The organism is Paenibacillus sp. S25 (genome assembly GCF_019454085.1).
GTDB lineage: Bacteria > Bacillota > Bacilli > Paenibacillales > Paenibacillaceae > Paenibacillus > Paenibacillus polymyxa_B.
The window spans coordinates 551,946-572,393 of record NZ_CP073683.1 but is presented as its reverse complement, the minus strand read 5'-3'; the positions used below and the strand labels follow the sequence as shown (position 1 = coordinate 572,393).

At 43.3% G+C, this 20,448-nt stretch carries 16 protein-coding genes and 1 tRNA gene; 8 read left to right on the top strand and 9 right to left on the bottom strand.

Features of this window, described 5'->3' with window-relative positions; translation table 11 throughout:
- Positions 1 to 177 precede the first annotated feature (177 nt).
- Positions 178 to 1,233, bottom strand: coding sequence for an acyltransferase family protein (locus tag KAI37_RS02525; protein ID WP_220030666.1), 1,056 nt, complete (start codon positions 1,231 to 1,233; stop codon positions 178 to 180).
- A gap of 418 nt (positions 1,234 to 1,651) precedes the next feature.
- Here KAI37_RS02525 and KAI37_RS02520 point away from each other — a divergent pair, with 418 nt between their 5' ends.
- Together KAI37_RS02520 and KAI37_RS02515 are read left to right on the top strand one after the other, a co-directional pair.
- Positions 1,652 to 2,293, top strand: a complete 642-nt coding sequence (locus KAI37_RS02520; protein WP_071639360.1) for a hypothetical protein — start codon at positions 1,652 to 1,654, stop codon at positions 2,291 to 2,293.
- Positions 2,294 to 2,476: 183 nt separating this feature from the next.
- A complete protein-coding gene (locus KAI37_RS02515; RefSeq protein ID WP_220030665.1) occupies positions 2,477 to 3,598 on the top strand; it encodes an SPRY domain-containing protein in 1,122 nt (373 codons plus the stop codon).
- A 241-nt stretch (positions 3,599 to 3,839) separates the two neighbouring features.
- On the opposite strand, the gene KAI37_RS26245 is transcribed toward KAI37_RS02515, so the two are convergent.
- The 3 genes from KAI37_RS26245 to KAI37_RS02505 form a co-directional block, all read right to left on the bottom strand.
- Positions 3,840 to 3,947, bottom strand: coding sequence for a hypothetical protein (locus KAI37_RS26245; RefSeq protein WP_023986758.1), 108 nt, complete (start codon positions 3,945 to 3,947; stop codon positions 3,840 to 3,842).
- 145 nt (positions 3,948 to 4,092) lie between these two features.
- The gene (locus KAI37_RS02510) at positions 4,093 to 4,974 is read right to left on the bottom strand and encodes a glycosyltransferase family 2 protein (protein WP_071639358.1); all 882 of its coding nucleotides are present in this window, start codon (positions 4,972 to 4,974) and stop codon (positions 4,093 to 4,095) included.
- 458 nt (positions 4,975 to 5,432) lie between these two features.
- Positions 5,433 to 6,083, bottom strand: a complete 651-nt coding sequence (locus KAI37_RS02505; RefSeq protein ID WP_199767829.1) for a glycosyltransferase — start codon at positions 6,081 to 6,083, stop codon at positions 5,433 to 5,435.
- A 629-nt stretch (positions 6,084 to 6,712) separates the two neighbouring features.
- Between KAI37_RS02505 and KAI37_RS02500 the strand changes: the two genes are divergently transcribed.
- Positions 6,713 to 7,531: a MerR family transcriptional regulator gene (locus tag KAI37_RS02500; protein WP_076293281.1), complete on the top strand. Its 819-nt coding sequence runs from the start codon at positions 6,713 to 6,715 to the stop codon at positions 7,529 to 7,531.
- Positions 7,532 to 7,555: 24 nt separating this feature from the next.
- Complete coding sequence (locus KAI37_RS02495) at positions 7,556 to 8,731, top strand: MFS transporter (RefSeq protein ID WP_220030664.1); 1,176 nt, start codon at positions 7,556 to 7,558, stop codon at positions 8,729 to 8,731.
- Between the two features lie 318 nt (positions 8,732 to 9,049).
- On the opposite strand, the gene KAI37_RS02490 is transcribed toward KAI37_RS02495, so the two are convergent.
- The 3 genes from KAI37_RS02490 to KAI37_RS02480 form a co-directional block, all read right to left on the bottom strand.
- Positions 9,050 to 10,471 carry a transcriptional regulator gene (locus KAI37_RS02490; protein WP_220030663.1) on the bottom strand — a complete coding sequence of 474 codons (1,422 nt, stop codon included), beginning with the start codon at positions 10,469 to 10,471 and terminating at the stop codon, positions 9,050 to 9,052.
- Between the two features lie 257 nt (positions 10,472 to 10,728).
- Positions 10,729 to 10,800: transfer RNA gene (locus KAI37_RS02485), tRNA-Thr, on the bottom strand.
- 73 nt (positions 10,801 to 10,873) lie between these two features.
- A complete protein-coding gene (locus KAI37_RS02480; protein WP_013308518.1) occupies positions 10,874 to 11,221 on the bottom strand; it encodes an MTH1187 family thiamine-binding protein in 348 nt (115 codons plus the stop codon).
- A 527-nt stretch (positions 11,222 to 11,748) separates the two neighbouring features.
- On the opposite strand from KAI37_RS02480, the gene KAI37_RS02475 reads away from it, so the two are divergent.
- From KAI37_RS02475 to KAI37_RS02465, 3 genes are all read left to right on the top strand, one after another.
- Entirely contained in the window at positions 11,749 to 14,082 is a 2,334-nt protein-coding gene (locus KAI37_RS02475; protein ID WP_025723696.1) for a ribonucleoside-diphosphate reductase subunit alpha, read from the top strand.
- 20 nt (positions 14,083 to 14,102) lie between these two features.
- Positions 14,103 to 15,134: a ribonucleotide-diphosphate reductase subunit beta gene (locus tag KAI37_RS02470; protein WP_023986750.1), complete on the top strand. Its 1,032-nt coding sequence runs from the start codon at positions 14,103 to 14,105 to the stop codon at positions 15,132 to 15,134.
- Positions 15,135 to 15,300: 166 nt separating this feature from the next.
- Positions 15,301 to 17,052, top strand: coding sequence for a methyl-accepting chemotaxis protein (locus KAI37_RS02465; RefSeq protein WP_220030662.1), 1,752 nt, complete (start codon positions 15,301 to 15,303; stop codon positions 17,050 to 17,052).
- Positions 17,053 to 17,236: 184 nt separating this feature from the next.
- On the opposite strand, the gene KAI37_RS02460 is transcribed toward KAI37_RS02465, so the two are convergent.
- Positions 17,237 to 18,073: an HAD hydrolase-like protein gene (locus tag KAI37_RS02460; RefSeq protein WP_220030661.1), complete on the bottom strand. Its 837-nt coding sequence runs from the start codon at positions 18,071 to 18,073 to the stop codon at positions 17,237 to 17,239.
- 170 nt (positions 18,074 to 18,243) lie between these two features.
- Here KAI37_RS02460 and KAI37_RS02455 point away from each other — a divergent pair, with 170 nt between their 5' ends.
- On the top strand, positions 18,244 to 18,738 hold the full coding sequence (locus tag KAI37_RS02455) for a hypothetical protein (protein WP_220030660.1): 495 nt from the start codon (positions 18,244 to 18,246) through the stop codon (positions 18,736 to 18,738).
- Here the strand turns inward: KAI37_RS02455 and KAI37_RS02450 are convergent.
- Positions 18,722 to 20,437: an NAD(P)H-hydrate dehydratase gene (locus KAI37_RS02450; protein WP_220030659.1), complete on the bottom strand. Its 1,716-nt coding sequence runs from the start codon at positions 20,435 to 20,437 to the stop codon at positions 18,722 to 18,724. The two genes, KAI37_RS02455 and KAI37_RS02450, sit on opposite strands and share 17 nt — an antisense overlap.
- Positions 20,438 to 20,448 lie beyond the last annotated feature (11 nt).

The following is a 20,448-nucleotide window of genomic DNA, read 5'->3' as shown; positions in this document are numbered from 1 at the left end:
TGCTGTACTGGACGATACATTTTTTCTAGACTAAAAGTTTGCAAATCGTTTTATTTCAACAAAAAAAGCACGGCTTCCAAAAAGCCTGGAAGCTGTGCTTAAGTTAAATACAATACTCTCGAATGAGTGTCCGTGAAGTACAATTCAGTAGTCTTTTTCAAACAGATAGCAAGAACCCTACACTTGGCCCCCGGCTTTGTTTGTACTTAGATCAATATTTTTAGTGTACACTTTGTTATTAATGAGACTAATGATGCTATTAACTACAATTGAAGTAAGTACCGTTAACAACGTTAGCCACAACAAGATCAAGATAGATACCTTGGGGAAGAAAACAATACTCTGAAAATAATAATAACAAAAAAAAGTGTGGGTTAACCAAATATTCATTGAATTTTTACCTAAGTAAGCGAAAGGTCTAGCTAGTTTTAATTTATTCATTAAATGAATACTAACGAGGATAAGTACAGGAGCTATTATCATATCAATCGTTGTCTTCTCAAATAATTGACTCGTAGTACGAAAGCGAAATAACAATACAATGATTATAATATCAAACAGTATGTTATTAAATATGATGGAATTATAAATCTTATTCATCCATGAATACAATTTATATTTAGCAAAGAACAACCCTATCATAAACGGCAACTGCCAATACATAATACTGTAATAATTTCCTTGTGAATATGAATTATAAAAAACAAGACCGGAAATGAGTAGAGTTACCCATGCGTTACGTTGAAAGGCTTGGAAGGTGACCGGAAAAATTAATAGCAGCAGAATATAATCATATAAAAACCACCACTCACCATTATATGAACTTGATAGGGCTATAAAATTCCGCAAAAAATCCATTATTGAATTATTTTGAAACCTATCAGAATTTCCAAAGAAGTATAGACCAGCTGGGATAAAAAGCAAAAAAACAACCCAGTAATTTATCATTATTTTGCTTAATCTTGTAAAGCTTTTCTGCATCAAATGATGTGGATTTTGAACATTGCTCTTATATAATCCATAACCACTTAGAAACAAAAAAATAGATATTGCTATTTGCCCAAAATGTCCTACATAAAATTCCCCTCTTTCATGAAATAAACTAAATAATGAAACATAGTCGTACTTTAATCTGTCAGGAAAAGCAAAAAGGTGATGGATCAAAAGTAGTATTACAGCAATACCTTTTGCAATATTTGTTTCTGCAAGCTTTAATTCCTTGTCATGGTGCACACAATATCCTCTTTTCTAGTTGTACTTGAATAGAGATATATTAGCACAAACCAAAAATATAGAATATTTATTTTTTTTAATACCCTTACATCCTCCATTTTTATACAAAAAAAGCGGTCTCTAAAAGCCTAGGACCACGCTGTGCCTGAGTTTGTAAGTTATTGGTGAAGGAGATAACCCCCGGCTTTGCGGCATTGCCTAATTTGATAGAATGAGTAATTTATACATTTTTTAGCAATTAAGTGCGTCCGATATCACATATTAATGAAAGGCCTCTAGAATAGAAAAATCCACTGTATTATCCTTGTTGTTAAACTTAAAAGTATTATGTATTCAACACTAATATTCGATAATAAAGGTAACAAGATAAAATGAGCAACTACCTCAACCGATGAGGACACTCACAGGAGAATTCGTCATGTTAAAAAAAGTTCTATTCATTGCTCTACTTTCTGTAGCTCTAACAGCTTGTGGAAGCAATTTTAAAGAAACAACGACAAGGTCTGGGTCTTCAAGCACGTCCTTTGCTACTGAACAAACAGTAAGCAATGAAAATACTGCTCAGCAAGCTTCTACAATTGAGGTCACAGATAAAGAATATTTATTTGCTGAATTCTTGAAGGATGGAACACCCATGTTAACAGAAGATCAAGCTTCTATGGAACAAACCTCTTATGACTTCATTGCTAAAAACAGTGACTTATTTCCTTCCACAGATAAAAGCAAAATCATTAATCTAGTAGACAAATCCGTAACAACAAAACACTTAAATAAAAGTTTGAACTTATACTTAAACAAATTTGTAAAAATAAGCGGGGATGTAATAGATATAGAAGAAGATAATATTCCTATAGGGACAACGGCTATCGTTTATATTAGTGATGAAAATGATAATACAGTAATGGCAGTTTATCCGGGAGCAAGTGGAGAAATTTTTGAAGGAGACGTTGCTACAGTTATTGGAGTTCCTATCGCTAATTTTTCATATGAAAATGTTTCAGGTGGCTATACGAATACTACACTGTTAGCAGCTTCTTTTCTCACGAAAGAAAATCAATAAATTTTAATCATGTAAGCCCTTCGGGGCTTTTTCTTTTAAGCAAAAACAGAATTAAATTGTTACGTTTCATTGTTAAAAAGTAATTATTTTACTTCTTATTCAATATATGCATTAAAATGTTTAGACGATACATATTGAAACTGCTAAACTCGCATAATAATACATAAATAAGGAGAGATTTTGTTGAAAAGAGTTATTTCGTCATTATTGCTACTGGGATTTTTTACTCTAATATGTTTTAGTTCCTCGACATACGCTGCTACAAAAAACGTAGTGTGGGAAAAGAGCCAGTCTGTTTCGGCCACCGTAGATTCAAGTGGAACTAAAGCAAGTGTGGGAAAAACCAAAGGAAAATGGTATTGGGAAGTCACAGTAACAGCTCAAGCAAGTACCACAACTGGCATTGGTATCGTCGGTGAAGGTAAGCAATACAATGGACCAGGTGCAGGAGCTCTTCAGAATTGGATGTATTATGCTGCAAACGGAAACACTTATCCGGGGATCGTTTCTTCTGGAACGACCTACACATTAAAAGACGTTATTGGTGTGGCTTTGAATATGGATGATGACAAGATAAGCTGGTATAAGAATGGTGTATTCGTTTATACAAGTACCTTTAAACCAAGCGATCTTCCAGGAGAGATTGTGACTCCTTCGATCACAGGTGGTTCAGCTGGCAGCTTTTCGTTTGACACAAATTTTGGTGCGACTCCATTCACGCACAGTATTCCAGAAGGGTTCCTCCCCTACCAACAACCTGAAAATTCATTAACTCTTAATGCAACAGGGAATGAAGAAAATATTCAATTGCAGTGGAATGAAATAACAGGAGTCACTACTTATAAAATTGAAAGAGCACTAGCCCCTGGGGGTCCGTATGAAGAAATTGCCTCAGATATTTCTGGTACTTCTTATACTGATAATAAAGTTGAAGAAAACACTACCTATTATTACGTAGTTTCTGCGAATATCTCCATGGATCAAGTTGTATCCAATGAAGCAAATGCTATTGTAAAGAAATCCACGCCCGATCCGTCTGATCCAACCGAACCAGAACAACCTAGTGGTGACCGTGCCATCTTGGTTGTAACGATGGACAATGGATTGGATAAGGAATTCGATCTGAGTAAAAAAGAACTGAATGCCTTTGTCGCTTGGTATGATGCTAAAGATGCCGGGAGAGGTGCTTCTTTCTTTGCCATTGATAAGCATAATAATAACAAAGGTCCATTCAGCAACCGTAAGGACTACGTAATATTCAATAAAATCCTTACATTTGAAGTAAGCGAGTATTCAACGAAATAAACAACAAAAGAGGTAGACTGTCCGCTGTGCAGGACTCAAGATGCCTCGCGGCTTAAGTGGACCAGAAACCCACGCAAAGTTGCTTACAATAAGGTGTACAATCGCAGCATGTTCGATATATTTAAAGTGATTAAGGAATTGTTCAAAAGAAAAAAGCTCTGCCGACCCATAGGGTTAGCAGAGCTTTTTATCTAATCTAATTTCGGGCAGATTATGAAATCATACAATTCTTTTCACAAAATTAAACCCAACATGATTTAAGGATGATAACCAAGAGGATATAGAGCACCAAAATGGCCGCTGTAGAAGTCCACACACCGCAAACAGCTGCACCTGCACATCCGCTCATAGCTTTAGCCCTCCTTTATTTGTCGTCATTTTAATATATGTGTAAATATGTTTTATGACCGGGCATTCAGGTAAACATAAAACACCCCATTTACACACGCCAGCGGGATATTAGGATACTTTCCAATCGCTTGCTGATATCTTTGTTAATATGGGAGATGGGATATACACCGTGAAAAAGCCATGCTTAATAGTTCCTGATTGTAAATCTGATACTTACAGTTTTGATCCAACACCCAATTCGCAAATCCTACAGCTTTAGTGTAGCAATTATAATCATAGGGATTAATTTTATACTCAAGAATATCCAGCATAATCTGATTCTCTTCATCTGATAATTCCAAGCCCAACTGGCTAAACTGTCTTTGTCGAATTCTCCGAGCAGTGGCGTCTTGTATTGCTTTGTACTGATTGGACACTTGTCCTTTATGTTGACGATAATACAATAAGTTTATGGGGAGGTTCGCTATTTGTACCTGAGAAGCTAATCGGTTCCACAGTTCGTAGTCTTCGGCATGGGGATAATTACTATCATATTGAATGTTTAGCCGACGTATCATGCTATTGCGTATTATTGTGACAGGATGGCAGATACAGCAATGGAATAACAACCATGTTTTAATTTCTTCATGACTGGCCGGATTCACCTTAAGTACTCCTCCACTAGAAGTAGTAAAAGCAGCACCGCATACATCAATTAGGGGATTTTGATCCATAAATGATATTTGCACATCCAATCGATCTGGCGTACAAATATCATCGCTATCCATACGAACGATATATTCACCAGTTGCCCTATTGAATCCCTCGTTTAAAGTAGCGACCAAACCTTGATTGGTACTATGAAAGATTTTAATTACTCTAGGATCTGTTATCTGTGAAATAAGAAAAGCGGATCCATCTGTTGAGCCATCATCAATAATAATTAATTCAAAATCGGAATAGGTTTGAACTAAAATACTGTGGACTGCTTCCCAAACATAAGCCACAGTATTATAAACTGGCAGTATAACTGAAGCTCGTGGCACAAGAAGTTCCCTCCATTCTACATTTTAAAATAAGAAAATATTATTTTACATAAAAGCGAACTACCCTATTTTTCTCGAAACCAGTTCTTCATATGTTCATGCTCCAAGTATATGTATTGAAATATATTTTGAGGCGGCTTCTCGGTAAAAAAGGTCGTACTAAAAAAGACTAGTAGAACCGACAATATAATTTCCCCTTTTAAAAAGATTATTGAAATAAAATAGACTTATTGTAATTTTTTTATTCATGAACCACCTTACCCCTGTCCTACACATTACGAGTGCTTCGTAATAGATTCAATAGAACTGAGCTTGTGGGAGAACGTATTTCGGTTCGACATACCAACCGCATTCATAGTTGTATTAACGATTCATTAAACCGATAAAAAAGCTTTCTATATCACCCTTTGGGGTGATCATAGAAAGCTAATCTGCTTTGCAGCGTCTATAGCGCTCACTTAAAATTTTCCAGGAAACTGTTTGACAATGCCTTCTGTCAGGATGTCCGCTAAATGAATCATATGGATCTCGTTTTTGTCAGTTGATGCAATACCCGCTTTCCAATCTCCTTTGATATAGTCGAGGACTAATTCCGTAATCAACTGAAGGTGCGTATACAGCATATCTTGTAGCGTTTTAAACTGCCAGTTCGGATTTGCTGCACTTAAAAATTTGGCGATATCATCGGCGTTTGTACGCCAATCCGCTTCTAGCTTTTTCACATCCGCCTGATTACCCGCTTTGGCAGCCGCTACAATTTTCCCTGCGATTAGAATATGCTCCCTCAGAAGATCAGCCAGCTTATTACCAGCGGCTTCCCCATAATAAGGCTTGATCACATTGCCTATATCTTGCTGGTTCCGTAAAAGCCGGTCCAATACGTCCTTCTGATCTTGAAGATTAGATATGGCGCTGACAATATAGTTCCTCGTCCATATCGTATGGTCGATCCATACCTTCTGCATATCGCCTTTCAGTTGCACCATTTTGGAACTTAGGCAAGCAGAATCCTTCTCCTCCCCTACCTTCGCTTGCGCGACTACTAACGGAGTCATGCTAAAAACGAGCGCCAAGGTTAACGGCAATGCCAACAGCCATTTGTTTTTCAATTCATCTGCTCCTCTTACGTTTGGAATAAACAGGCTATCTTATTATGATTAAATATCCGTTTTTAATTCAAAACACATAAGAGGCCTGCCGGTGATTAGCCAGCAGAGCCCATGACTCAATGATCCAAGTAAAAGAGGTTACACCGTATCGGGATAACGTCCACCGTAGGCATTTGGACTAACTGCGTCAATACGGGCTAAATCATCGTTAGTAAATTTAATATTAACAGCATTAACATTTTATTCTAGATATTTTCGACGTTTTGTACCTGGAATCGGCAGTGCTCCTTTAGCTATTGTCCGGGCTATTGCCAGTTGTGCTACCGTGCAATTCTTCTCTTTGGCGATTTCCCCAAGCTTGTCCACTATGTTAACACTCTTTTGGAAGGATTTTTCAATAGATAGATTAACTCAATTACTAAAGGCTTGAACCAACAGAATCCTATTAATTCAAGAAAAATGAACGTTTTATTCAGAAACGTTTCTTTGACTTACCAATAACACCAACATAGAGTGGTGACAAAGATGGCAGTCGATCTTAGCTATAAAAAGGAAAAGCAGTCATCCTTGACTTTCCCCTGCACGGGAAACTGTATACTCACATTATGTTATAGATTGGAGATGATATTTTGTTCAAAATCAGTACATTTTCCAGGCTAAGCAAGGTCTCCTTAAAAACACTGCGTTATTACGACCAGATTGGCATACTTAAGCCGAGAAAAGTGGATCACGATACGGGCTACCGCTACTATTCCGCAGATCAGCTTCTTGAGCTCAACCGAATCTTAATCTATAAGGAATTGGGTTTTACATTGCCCCAAATTAAACAGCTGCTTCAGGAAGATATTTCATTGGAGAATATTCAAGGCATGTTTAAGCTGAAAAGAAGCGAAATCCAGCATATCATCGATACGGAACAAGCCAAACTCGTCAGGATTGAGGACCGTATGCAGCTTATAGAAAAAGAGGGGCAATTCGAAACGGGTCAAGAAATCAGAGTCAAAGCAGATGGTGCTCAATCGTTTTTTTATCAGAAAACATGCGGGAAAGAAGAAGACATTCCGGATTTGTTTCGTCGATTTGATCAGTTATTAACAACGGAAATTCGTCAATTGATTCAAGGTCCTCAGGTTGTTTTGTGGAAAGAAATCGACGGAAAAGAGGATGAGTTTGAGTTTGAAGTCGGTTATTTTTTAACCTGTGAGCTGCGGTCATTTCCAGAACCGTTTCTGCTACGGACTCTTCCTCCTGAACCGATGATGGCCACAATGGCTTTTCATTCAAATTCTAATTTTGATGGTGCGGCCTGTGTTCATTTAGCTAAATGGATTGAAAAAAATAACTATCGGATCAAGGAAAACGAATTAGGTAGGGAACTATATTTACCGTTAACTCCAGAACGAGATGCACAATTCATAGAAATACAAATTCCCATTATAAATAGATAACTGAAGAAGGTGGATTGGGGTAAATTGAAAAATAAACGGATCATCTATGTCCTGGCACTGGCTGTTTTTCTGATTGGAACCATTGAATATATTATTACGGGAGTCATTGAGATGATCGCTGTAGACTTGGGAGTATCTACTTCAGAAGCTGGGTTATTGGTGACTGTATTTGCTCTCGCCGCGGCTATTGTCGCTCCGATTGTGATTGCATTAACGATCAATGCAGATCGCAAGAAACTACTAATGACCACCCTTGGTGTGTTTATTGCCAGCAACGGACTTATGTTTGTAGATCTTGCTTATGAAACAGTACTATGGATACGAATTATCCAAGGGGCTAGCGGAGGAATCGCTACCGTTGTAGCCATGGCAGTAGCGACACGGCTCGTTGAAAAAGAAAAAAGGGGCAATGCCATCGGTATCATTTTGATGGGGCTTAGCAGTTCGTTAGTGCTCGGTGTTCCCATGGGCACATTTTTTAGTGAGATGTTTGGATGGAGAATGCTATTTGTTTTAATCGGATTATTAAGTGTTCTTCCATTACTTATCCTCTATAAAAAGGTTCCAGCAATCAAAGAAGAAGAAAAGGTTACCCTCAGAATGCAGCTCTCTATTTTAAAAAATCCAACTATTCTGATGGCCTTGGTTATTACGTTATTTTATGTCGGCGGCTATTCTACACTGTTTACTTATATTACGCCTTTCTTGCAAGCCACGTCCTCTCTTTCCATGACAGAAATTAGCGGTGTTCTGTTCCTGGCGGGCATTTGCAGCTTTGTCGGATCAAGAGTGGGCGGACAATTGGCAGATGCAAAGGGATCGAAATTCACCATTTGTCTCGGGCTCATGCTACAGGGGGCGACTCTTCTTTTATTCGCTCTAGCCGGAGTCAATCTCTTGGTATTAATCTTGGTTTTAATGATTTTTATGTTAGCAACGTGGAGTATTTCCCCGGCCCAGCAACTATATCTGGTTACTCTGGCGCCTCGAAATCCGGACATTGCACTTAGCGTAGATACTTCGTTCATCCAATTTGGTTTTGCACTGGGATCTGGATTAGGCGGGCTAGTCATCAGTCGTACATCTGTCCTATATTTGAATTGGCTGGGTTTTGCCGCTGTAAGCATAGCTTTACTTCTTGCCATCTTACTATTTAAAAAAATGAGCAGTAGAACTAAAACTCCTATAGTTACTAAATAAGAAATGGACTGGACACCCACATCCAGTGCAATTTCAATGCTGGTATATATCATCTTAAAAGACAGAGCCTGGCTTAATGCAGCTGCAAACAGTTCTATATCCGATTTTAACACTTTATATGTAGGGTTCATGCTGATCACCTTGATAATTCATTCGGTGAACGATGTAGTAATTCCTTCAACAAAAATCCCCGCCGACCAGTTAAGGTTAGCGGGGATTTGCTTTGCTTACGTTTAAGCACCTCCGATGGTAACGTAAGGCTGAATACTATTGTGGTGGTTAAGAGCTTGATCCGGCACATTAACAATAAACAAAAAGCTAGCCGCGATGATCAGCAGTACCATTTTTTTTAACATTGGTCATCCACACCTTTTCAATGAAATTTAAAAATACTGCTTTAGTTTCTGAAACCGCATAATCCCGAAAATGTAAAAACAAACCCATACAGTTTATAAAATTAGTCTCATTATTTAATGTATGATAACTTACCATTGCATACATCAAATGTTTAAAACCATCCATGTAAGCGCCTCGATGTAAATAATAATAAGCTAACTCGTAACCAAACCACGCGATATAATCCGGTATCACCTGTTGAGTATACATATCATCTGATGATGGTTGCTGTTGTGCAAAAGCGTTTATTTCGGCTTCAAATTGTTGAAGTACACCTTCCACATCTATGTTATATTGGTTTGCTGAAATTATAACATTCAACAGTTTTGAGATTTTCTCATTCTCGTTAGTGGCTGATGTCGCTGCAATATATTCAACATAATCTTGAAGCACACTTATATCTCCTGACAACAGTTTATATACGTAAGTATTACCTTCTGCCCAACTTTTAAACAAGCTAACCCAGTGTTGAGTGTCGTCGTCAGTCTCTTTAACCCAATCTAGATTAGCGTAGGTGTATGTATAATCTAGAGCTTGTTGATAGTCGCCTTGGGCTTCACAGACACTTGCACACAATAAATCGGCATATGAAATATATACAAACAATGGGCGACTTAGCTTCTTGGCAGACTCATCACGCTCTCGACTCTCTTGTTGATGTTTTAACGAATATTGAGCTTTCGCTTTCTGCTTCATTTTTTTCGCCGCTTCATCAACCTTGTTCCATTTACGCAAAGACCTATACACATTAGCCAAGTCCTTCAATGCATCAAGCTGGTCTATTTCATCTAGGCGTTCAACAAAAGCTTCAAATATCGTAGCTGCACTGAGATTGCGACTTTGATCGTCTCCAATCTGAATCGTGAATATGCGATATTGACAGATGGCTAAACGTTCAGAATGTTGGTACTTCTCCGCTTCAGCTACGCCCTCATAGAGCAGCAATGCAGCATCATGTCGTCCCTGTGCTAATAGTACTTCTGCTATATCAAATAGTTTAGGCGAATAGAGTAAGTTGTCCATAATGCTTCCCACCACTCGACGGATCGCATCCAGCTTGTCCAACTCCGCACAGCGAAACAAAAATGGCTCGATTCGCCTCATATTCGGGGGAGTGTCGATGATGTAGTTTTCTATAAATAAGTCGTAAAAGTAGCCCTCCGGTAAATCCATAGCTTCAGTAATTAGGTCAAGCTGGTTAACAGACATAGACTTATTCCCCGTCACAATAGCACTTACTATTCCCCTATTCATGCCTGCTATAAGCCCGAATTGCGTTAGACTCATGCTCTCTTGTTTTAAGTATCTGTCTAATTCTGCTCGTATCGTAGGTGTATGCTTCATGCCATAGCCACCCTTCGCATAAACTTTCCATAATTTTTAAAAACATACTTCATTTTTCACCAAAATTAACCACCTGTCAATATACTATGCAACTAATGTAAGAATTCGATTTTTAGCATGAAACGAAACAAAAAAACTAATTATATATAGCATAATAATCCTACTAAAAAGACCTCAGCGTAGAAGATTGTCCAGAATCACAAAAAAGCGCGTCCCCCAAAAGCTTGGAAGCCGCGCTGTGCTTGAGTTTATAGCTATGCTGGTGAAGGGAATTGAACCCCCGGCCTACGCATTACGAGTGCGTTGCTCTACCCCTGAGCTACACCAGCAGGTCAGTGTAACTGACAACAAAAACTATTATACTCTTAGTTACATAAAAATCAATCACTTACATCAACTTTTTCAACTAGGATTTGGATTTAGTTCGGTAACATTTCCTGTCGCGGTGCCAGATAGTTTCTCTGCAACGGAACGGAGCTTTTGGTGACTGGAGGAAGGCTTGTCACGGCGATCATCAATTTTGACCGAGGTGGAAACACGCTTAGCTCCAGACAGGAATGGCGCTTCGTGCAGCGCAGCAATGGCGGTGAACACATCGTCCAACGAACCTTCAATAATCGTACTCATGGAGGTAAGCTCATAGGTAATTCCTTTTTGCGTCTTCAACACTTTTTGCATCTGAGCAACGTAGTCGCTCAGGCTTGTACTCCCCGTTCCAATCGGGATCACTGTCACTTCTGCAATAGCCATCGCCAAGTTCCTCCTTTTAATTTAAAATCGTCACTTCTTTAAAAATCTAAAGCCTCAGGCCGATAGAGCGAGCAACCTTATTTCACAAAAAAAGTTCATATGTATGCTGCTTGTTTCTGTAGGAAACATCTTTATCATTCATTGTACCGTTCAAACTGCCTCAATTCAAATACAGCCCGCGACTTCTCTGCATATTTTGATTTTCCATTCCTTTTCCTTTACGTATGGCTTCGAATGTTGCTATAATACTCCTTGCACTTATTTGAAATTTTAAGTTTATACACACAATATGTTGGGTTAAATATTCATAACACGTCTAAATATAGTGATGTAGCCGATAAATCGTACGGGAACCATCTTTTCCCCCTTCATTGGCAGGTGCATCGCTATTTCTATGTTATTGGATTACATACAGCCCCCAAATGCTGTCTGACCATCGCTTTTTTCGCCATTATCTTCTCATCATGATCATTTTCATGCCTATTCCCAAGTATGATTCCAAATCAGGAAAGCGAGGAATTAATCCTATGCCACAACTCGTAACCAAACCAAACAATCGCCAGTTGGCTTTTGATGAAATACGCATTTCCGTATATGCCGACCGTGTACTCAGCGGTCTGGACAAGCTGGATAAAGATCGTCTCATTCGCGGTGTAACTAGCAAGCTGCGCCGGGACGAAGTCACGGGGGATGACATCAGCAACGCGTTTGCGATGGCTGCCCTTGAATTGGTTAGTAAGGAAGAACCGGACTGGAAATTTGCCGCTGCACGTGCTTTGCTCACTTCCTTGTATAAAAAAGCGGCTACTCACCGCCGTTATAAATCCTATGCGGACGAGCCTTACGGCGCTTTTTATCCACTGATTACCGATTTGGTCCAAAAAGGAATTTACCGCCAAGAACTGCTCGACTACTATACCAAGGAGCAGATTGATGAGCTGGGCGATTCCATATTGCCGAAAAATGACCTGCTGTTCGATTATATCGGGCTATTAACGCTGTCTGAGCGCTATTTGGCCAATGATTTTGACGGACGCGTAATGGAACTGCCGCAAGAACGTTACATGATCATCGCAATGTACCTGATGCACCAAGAGCCTGCTGACAAGCGTATGGAACTGGTCAAGGAAGCATACTGGGCGATGAGCAACATGTACATGACGGCAGCTACACCAACCATGTCCAATGCCGGAAAAAAGGTGGCTGGACAGCTCTCCAGCTGCTTTATCGACACGGTAGACGACTCCCTGGAAGGCATTTTCGACTCCAATACGGATGTAGCCCGTCTTAGCAAAATGGGCGGCGGCATCGGCGTATACCTCGGTAAAGTACGGGCTCGCGGCTCCGATATCCGTGGACATAAAAATACAAGTTCTGGCGTCATTCCGTGGATTCGCCAGTTGAACAATACAGCTGTTAGCGTAGACCAATTGGGTACTCGCAAAGGTGCAATTGCCGTATATCTGGACGTATTCCATAAGGATATCCTCGCGTTCCTTGACCTGAAGCTGAACAACGGTGACGAGCGGATGCGTGCACATGACGTGTTCCACGGCGTATGTCTGCCTGATCTGTTCATGGAGCGGGTCGAAGCACGTGGTGAATGGAATCTGTTCTGTCCGCATGAAGTGAAGAAGGTGATGGGCTGGAAAGATGACAACGGTCGTCCACTGGGTCTGGAAGATTTTTATGATGAAACCTTCGGTTCAGGTACCTTCCGCGAAAAGTATGAAGAGGCATCACAGCATCCCATTCTCTCTCGTATTACAGTGCCTGCCATCGACATCATGAAGCGCCTGATGAAATCACAACTGGAAACAGGTACACCGTACATGTTCTATCGTGATACGGTAAACCGGGCCAACCCAAACCGCGCCCATGGTATGGTATATTCCTCCAACCTGTGTACGGAAATTATGCAAAACCAATCTGCAACTGTAGTGGAAAAAGAGGAACTGGTCACCAAGGACGGACAAACACGCATTGTTATTTCCAAAATTCCTGGCGACTTTGTTGTGTGCAACCTGAACTCCATCCATCTGGCTCGTGCGGTTCCGGCAGGTGTGCTGGATCGCCTCGTACCGATTCAGGTACGTATGCTGGATAATGTTATTGATATCAACAACATTGAAGTGCTGCAAGCACAATATACGAACAGCCAATATCGCGCTGTCGGTCTGGGTACATTTGGACTGCATCATCTACTTGCACTGGAAGGTATCCGTTGGGAATCCGATGAAGCGGTAACCTATAACGATCATTTGTATGAAAAGATTAACTACCTGGCAGTCAAATCCAGCATGGAGCTAGCGAAAGAAAAAGGCCGTTATGCGAAATTCGAGGGTTCTGACTGGTCTACCGGGCATTATTTCACTTCCCGTGGCTATACGGACGGTACACGCGAAGGTAAATTTGTCACAACGTCCGAGTGGAGCGAGCTTGCAGAAGAAGTCAAACAAAACGGTGTCCGCAACGCATGGCTGTTCGCCATCGCACCTAACGGTTCCACGTCTATCATCGCAGGCTCTACCGCCAGCATTGATCCATTGTACGAGCTGCTTTCCTATGAAGAGAAAACAACTTACAAGATCGCTAACCCAGCACCGGACTTGAACGAGAAAACCATCTGGTACTACAAGACAGCTTTCTTGCTGGATCAACACGCTTCGATCAACATGGCTTCTGCACGTCAGCGTCATATTGACCAAGGTCAAAGCTTTAACCTGTATGTACGTCCCGATATTAAAGCAACTGAATTTTTAGAGCTGCACATCCATGCCTGGAAATCAGGTATGAAATCGACCTATTATGTACGCAGCCGCGCACTGACGATTGAAGAATGTGATAGCTGCGCATCCTAAACTAAAGGAGAGAAGCTCTCATGCAGTTACAGAAGATTTTTAACACAGAAGCGCCGAATCGCTCTACCCGTATTATTGAAGGCGAAAGCTCCGGTATTTTGAATTGGAACGATATTCGGATGCCGCATATGTACAAACTGTATAAAGTGCTGCTGCTGAACCACTGGATTCCAGATGAAATTCCGATGTCCAAGGACGCGTCCCAGTTCCCTGTGCTGGATGCTGAAGAACAGCGCACCTTCAAAATTAACATTGGCCTGCTGGCTGTGCTGGATTCCATGCAAACGATGTTTGTCGGGGATGTAAAACGCTATTTTACCGATTCCTCGCTGGAAGCTATTTCGGCGATTATCGGACAGCAGGAAGTGGTGCATAACCAGTCCTACTCCTACGTTCTGTCTTCTTTGGTGTCAGATCAGGAACAGAAGGAAATTTTTGAATACTGGAAAAACGATCCTGTCCTGCTAGAGCGTAACACATTCATCTCGGATATTTACCAGGAGTTCCGCGATGAGCAGAACCCGCAAACCTTTTTCCAAGCGATGGTAGCCGATTTGATTCTGGAAGGCATTTTCTTCTACAGTACATTTGCTTTCTTCTACAATTTGGCCCGTGATCAGAAAATGATGGCGACCAGCCAAATGATCTCGTATATTCAGCGTGATGAAAATCAGCATTGCTACTTTTTTGCTGAAGTGTTCAAGCAGCTATTGTCTGACTTCCCTGAGCTGAACACCAAGGAAAATACGGACTATGTCTATCGTATGATTAACCGCGCTGTGGAGCTCGAAACGAATTGGGCGCATTATACGCTCAAAGAGGTTCGCGGAATCGACTTGAACGAGCTGAGCGATTATATCAAATACATGGCAAATATGCGCCTAAGATTGCTTGGTATGGACAAAGCATACGAAGGCGTAGATGTAAACTGCATGCCTTGGATTAAACCATTCTCAGACGAAGCGCTGAATGCGACAAAAACGGACTTTTTTGAAGCAAAATCACGCAATTATGGCAAGGTCGGAGATGACAACGGATTTGACGATTTGTAAGTCATAAGATACAGCCTTAACTCGGTACTTACCGGGTTAAGGCTTTTTTCATGAGAATTTACGCAAATACGCAAAAAAATCATGAAAACATCTGAATTACTATTCATATTTTCCTATTTGTACACGATATATATGAAGGTGAAAAAAACATAGTAAGGAGCATATTATGAAAAGCAGCGTTAAAAAAAGAATGGGATTACAATCCAAACTCTACTTCATTTTGCTCATTCCTTTAATAGTGATTGGCGTTATTGTTCTGTGGACGACCAATCAATCTATCCAAAATGCTTCTCTATCAACCATGCAGCTAAACAATGAAACGCTGGCAAAGAACACGGCCCAGTTATTGGACAAATCCGCAGTCAAGAGCTTAAACACTAATTCATCTGAGCAAAGCAGCGAGTATAAGCAGCTTCGGAACGAGTTAAATACGCTCAGACTGCAAACTGGAATTCTGTACGTCTATATGTACAACCGCGTTGGAGATGAGTGGAAAATAACGGTGGATGGAGCCGCATGGGACGACAAAGACTACAGTCCATTCGGAACTCCTGTAAGTTTTACCCTTAAAGAAACGGAAGAGAAATTAAAACAGGGGGAAACGGTAACTACAGATATTACAACGGACCCTGAGTGGGGAACGATGTTTTCCTCCTTTACTCCCATTAAGGATACAGATGGAACCATCATTGGTTATTTGGGAATCGACAGATCCCTGTCCTCTGTGACTGAAGTATACGAACATACCTTGCCCGAGGCCTACCGATTAGTTATCCCTGTTATCTCCATCATTCTGATCATCTCCATTGCGGCTATGATGCTGGTAACCCGGCGGATACTGCGTCAGGTGAGATTTATTAAAAATACACTGGAGCAAGTAGCCGACGGTAACCTTACGGTTACATCGTCGCAAGTAACATATGATCAGTTAGGCGAAATCAGCAAATTGACGAACAAAATGGTGGAAGCCATGTCGAATATGATTGTGGATATTCAAAGCAGTTCAAGCACACTCCAGCACGCATCGAAGAATATCGTCGTGACAACGGAAGGAACACTCCACCAGACTGAGGAACTGTCCCGTACACTCCAGCAAATTGCCGATGTCTCTATTAACCAAGCCGATCAAGCGGTGGAATCGGTTCAACAATCTGATCGATTAGGACAAACGCTGGATGAAGTCGGAAGCCATGTGCAACAATTTACGGATACGGCCCATCATCTCAATGAGGTTCGTAATCAGGTAGCCAGTGAGCATGAACTGTTATTAGAGAAAGGACGAGAAAGCGCCTTGCGTATCAAGCAGATGCAGCGCATGTCACACGCGTTAACCGAAAAATCCCGCGAGGCGGCTAACATCGGTCAGCAGGTACAGGGCATCGTGAAGCAGACGCAGATTTTGTCCTTTAATGCCTCTATTGAAGCCTCACGTGCAGGCGAAGCTGGCAAGGGTTTTTCTGTGGTCGCTCATGAAATGGGACAACTTGCCCAACAATCCGCCATATCGATTCGTGAAATCGACGAAATCTTAAAAAGCTTTGTTGAGCAAATTGAGCAAATGGGTGATCAATTTGATGAAAACATAAAGACAGTCAATGAACAAGAAAACCAAATTTCTGTATGTCTACAGTCTGTTGACAAAGTCACCCAGGTTTCACAGGAAGTTCAGGAGTTAGCTGCACATCTGGCTCAATTGACGGCAGAGATGCAAGAGGTACGTCACAGCGTAGATCAACATTTAAATCACACAGCCAGCGCGGCACAGCAGACTGCCGGAATGACAGAAGATGTATCAGCAAGCGCTCAGAAGCAGGCTCTAGCAGTAAAAGAACTATCCGAAGTAGCCCGCAATCTGACCACACTATCAAACAATCTGCAACGACATGCTGACCAGTTCCGGGTGAAAAACGCTGAATAGTAAATATTACGTTGGGTTCAGTTCAACTGAACGAAAAGAAGTAAACTAAAATGGAGCATTCGCTAACGTAGCGAGTGCTCCATTTTTATGTTTTGAAAGCCGAGCAGAGTTCACCTTTATCTGAGTAGGTGCATACATATAACCTAGAAGTGTGTATTCAAGCACTCCAGACTCATACCCGTTCTTATAATGGAGGTAGCGCGGCTGTTTTCACCTGTTTCGTATAAGAAGGATAGCCTCCCGTATGCTGGAGCATTTCGATTTCACGCAAAATACGCGGTAAGTCAGCGACCGAATTCATCACGATGTGGGCTCCTGCCCTTTTCAAGCCATATACACTCTGTCTGCGCCGTTCCTCAGCCACTCTGTCGTCCGCTTCATGGCTGGTCGTTTGAGCTGCGGTCGTCACGCTTTCGTTATGGTTCAATACACCAATCGTCCATACACCGGCGTTCCGCCCCTCTTGCATATCGGCTACTGTATCTCCTACTTTCACAATATCGCTAAGCGGGAATACCTGCAAGCGATGTGCAATTTCATAGATCATCCACGGATAAGGCCTCCCCTGCGAAACTTCACAAGGGGCTACCATACAATCCAACGTATAGGGTGACTGTGCAGGCGTAAACTTGTGACTGAGCATTTCCATCGGACAGGATGCAGTGGCACCTGACTGAATGCGACGATCCTGCAACTCCTGCAGCGCCCTGTCTATACCGATAGCAGGCTCAGCCCCTTGGATCAAGGAGCGGAGAACAGGGACAAGCTCAAGATAAATATGCTCAATATCCGCTCTGCCAGGATGCGCACCAAAGCACTCCAGCCATTTTTTCCGAACCTCTGAAAGTCCCAGCACATTCGCAATATGATCCCGGATCGGCATTCCTCGCCCATGAGATACCTGTTCTTCAGTTACCTGTATACCTTTCCATCTGAAAATGTCACGCATTCCCTGGGTTAAGCCTCGTCCTCCGGGGTCTAACAATGTACTTTCGAGATTAAAAATAACCGCCTGTATCATGCAATCCCCGCCTTTCCGTACCGCGGCTATCCGCAATCTTTATTTTGCTTAGGAACATGATACACAGCTAACGTAAACTGAAGTGTCGTAAACGGTAAGCGGATTGTAATTGAAAATAAATTCCTTGATTGGTTGTGAATACCGAGTGTGATAAGAGGAGGAGTCGCAACATGAGACAGCCTTGGAATGAATTTAATTCCAAAATGCCTTGGCGGATGGAGCTTGGTTGTTATGCGCTGAATAAACTGGCCTGTGGAGGATTGGTTTTTGGTCTCTTATGGGTCTACTGCTATCTGACAGAGGAAATAACAGGAGTTCCTCTGACTATAGCAGGCAATAGTGGTGAACTGACCGCGCAGCTATGGGCCTATGGTTTTGCCCTTCCTGCCGCTCTTGCCGCTGATGCGCTACGCGATCTTTTACCCTGGCTTCGTAAGCCCGAGCAGCTCACCCTATACCTCGCTGCAGGATTCAGCATCTTTCTCCTGCTAGGTTCTTTGATGTCGCCTGCCGGAATGGGCATTTCATGGAGCAACGGCATAGCAGGTGCAGGGATTACACTGCTGTATTATGGAGGAAGACACTGGCTGAACCGTGAATATGGAATACAGATCATGCTGGCCTTCCTCCTGCCACTGCTGCTATGGCCTATAGGGCTTCAATAATGTCGCCAGCTACCACTGAGGCAGGGTGCTGGCGATGACGTGCGGCTGTTTCTCCAGCCGCACCATGCAGGTACACGCCAAAGGCTGCTGCCTGCGCAGCATTCAAGCCCTGGGCCAGCAAACCTGCGATGATGCCTGTCAGCACATCGCCCGCACCGCCTGTCGCCATCCCAGCATGGCCTGTGGTATTGACGTAGGCTGTTCCGTCAGGACAAGCGATGACAGTGCGCGCTCCTTTGAGCACCAGCGTGACCCCACGTGTTCGGGCGTACTCCCGGGCATGGGTGATGCGATCACGCTGCACCTCTGCTGTCGGTATGCCCAGCAGACGAGCCATTTCACCGGGGTGCGGCGTTAGTACGACCGCCGCACTTCTCGGCTTCCAAGCCTCCAGCTCAGGCCCTGCTGATGCAAGGATGTTCAAGGCGTCCGCATCAAGCACGAGCGGACCGCCGTATTCCTCCCACAGGCGGCGCAGCCAGCCGGTGTCCCCTGCAAAGCGGCCGAGGCCGGGGCCGATGGCCAGTACATCACGTGCCTGTGCGAGCTGTAGTAGCTCGTCTGCGGAGTCGGCATTCCATTCGCCGTCTCCGCCTGCTGCTGCGGCAGCGAGCATCAGTTCCGGCGCGGCGCCAATGACGCGCGGCAGCAGCGCCTCGGGCACCGCCCACGTGACAAGGCCGCTGCCGATGCGCAGGGCGGCTCGTGCGGCCAGCAAGCCCGCGCCGCTCATGCGCAGGCTTCCGGCCGCGACGAGAACATGGCCGTAGGTGCCCTTGTGACCGTCCGGCACGCGGCTGCGGCTTACATCCACGTCCAGTGCAACGCGCAGCGTGTCACGGGTCAAGAGCCGCAGCTGCACGCCGCACTCACGGGCAAGGCCGGGTGGAATACCGATGTAGCGTACCACCACATCGCCTGCAGTCCCGGCGCCCGGATATTGGACGAGCCCACGCTTCAAGTAGGCGAGACATACGGTGACGCGCGCACGAATGCACGGCTCGTGCAGCGCACCTGTGTTGGCGTCGAGGCCGCTAGGCACGTCTACCGACACAAGCGGCACGCCGCTGGCATTGGCCTCGCGGATCAGCGAGGCGTAGGGTTCGCGCGGCGGGCCTTGCGTGCCCGTACCCAGCAGGGCATCGACGATGCCAGAAGCGCCGCGCAGGTCGAGGGAATCCCGCCCATAGAGGACAGACGGGATTCCCAGAGCCGCGATGATATCGCGCTGCGCAGCCGCTTCACCGCGCAGCGTGTCTGGCGGCTCGACGTACACAACGGTGACACACAGCCCTGCATCCGTTAGATGGCGGGCCGCTACCAGTCCGTCACCACCGTTGTTGCCTTTACCTACGAGGATATACCAGTGTTCTCGTTCCCGTAAGTCATGTCGTCCTTGACTCCACGACTCTGTCCGTATAACACCGCCATGTCCCGGTATATCCCCCGGCCCTGTGTGTGTAACCTCTTCTGTCCACTGCGACCCTAGCACTTCAGTACGCTCAATCCCACGTGTTAGATCAGCAATGCCTACTGAGAAGCCGCCATTGCGCTTCCCACTTCTTTCGGCACATAGCTTCAATACCTCGTCAGCTACCGCACGCCCGGCATTTTCCATCAACGTAAGGGCCGGGATACCCAGCTTGTCAATTGTGTAACGATCCAATTGCCGCATTTCTTCGGCGGTCACCATATACATGCTTTTCGCCT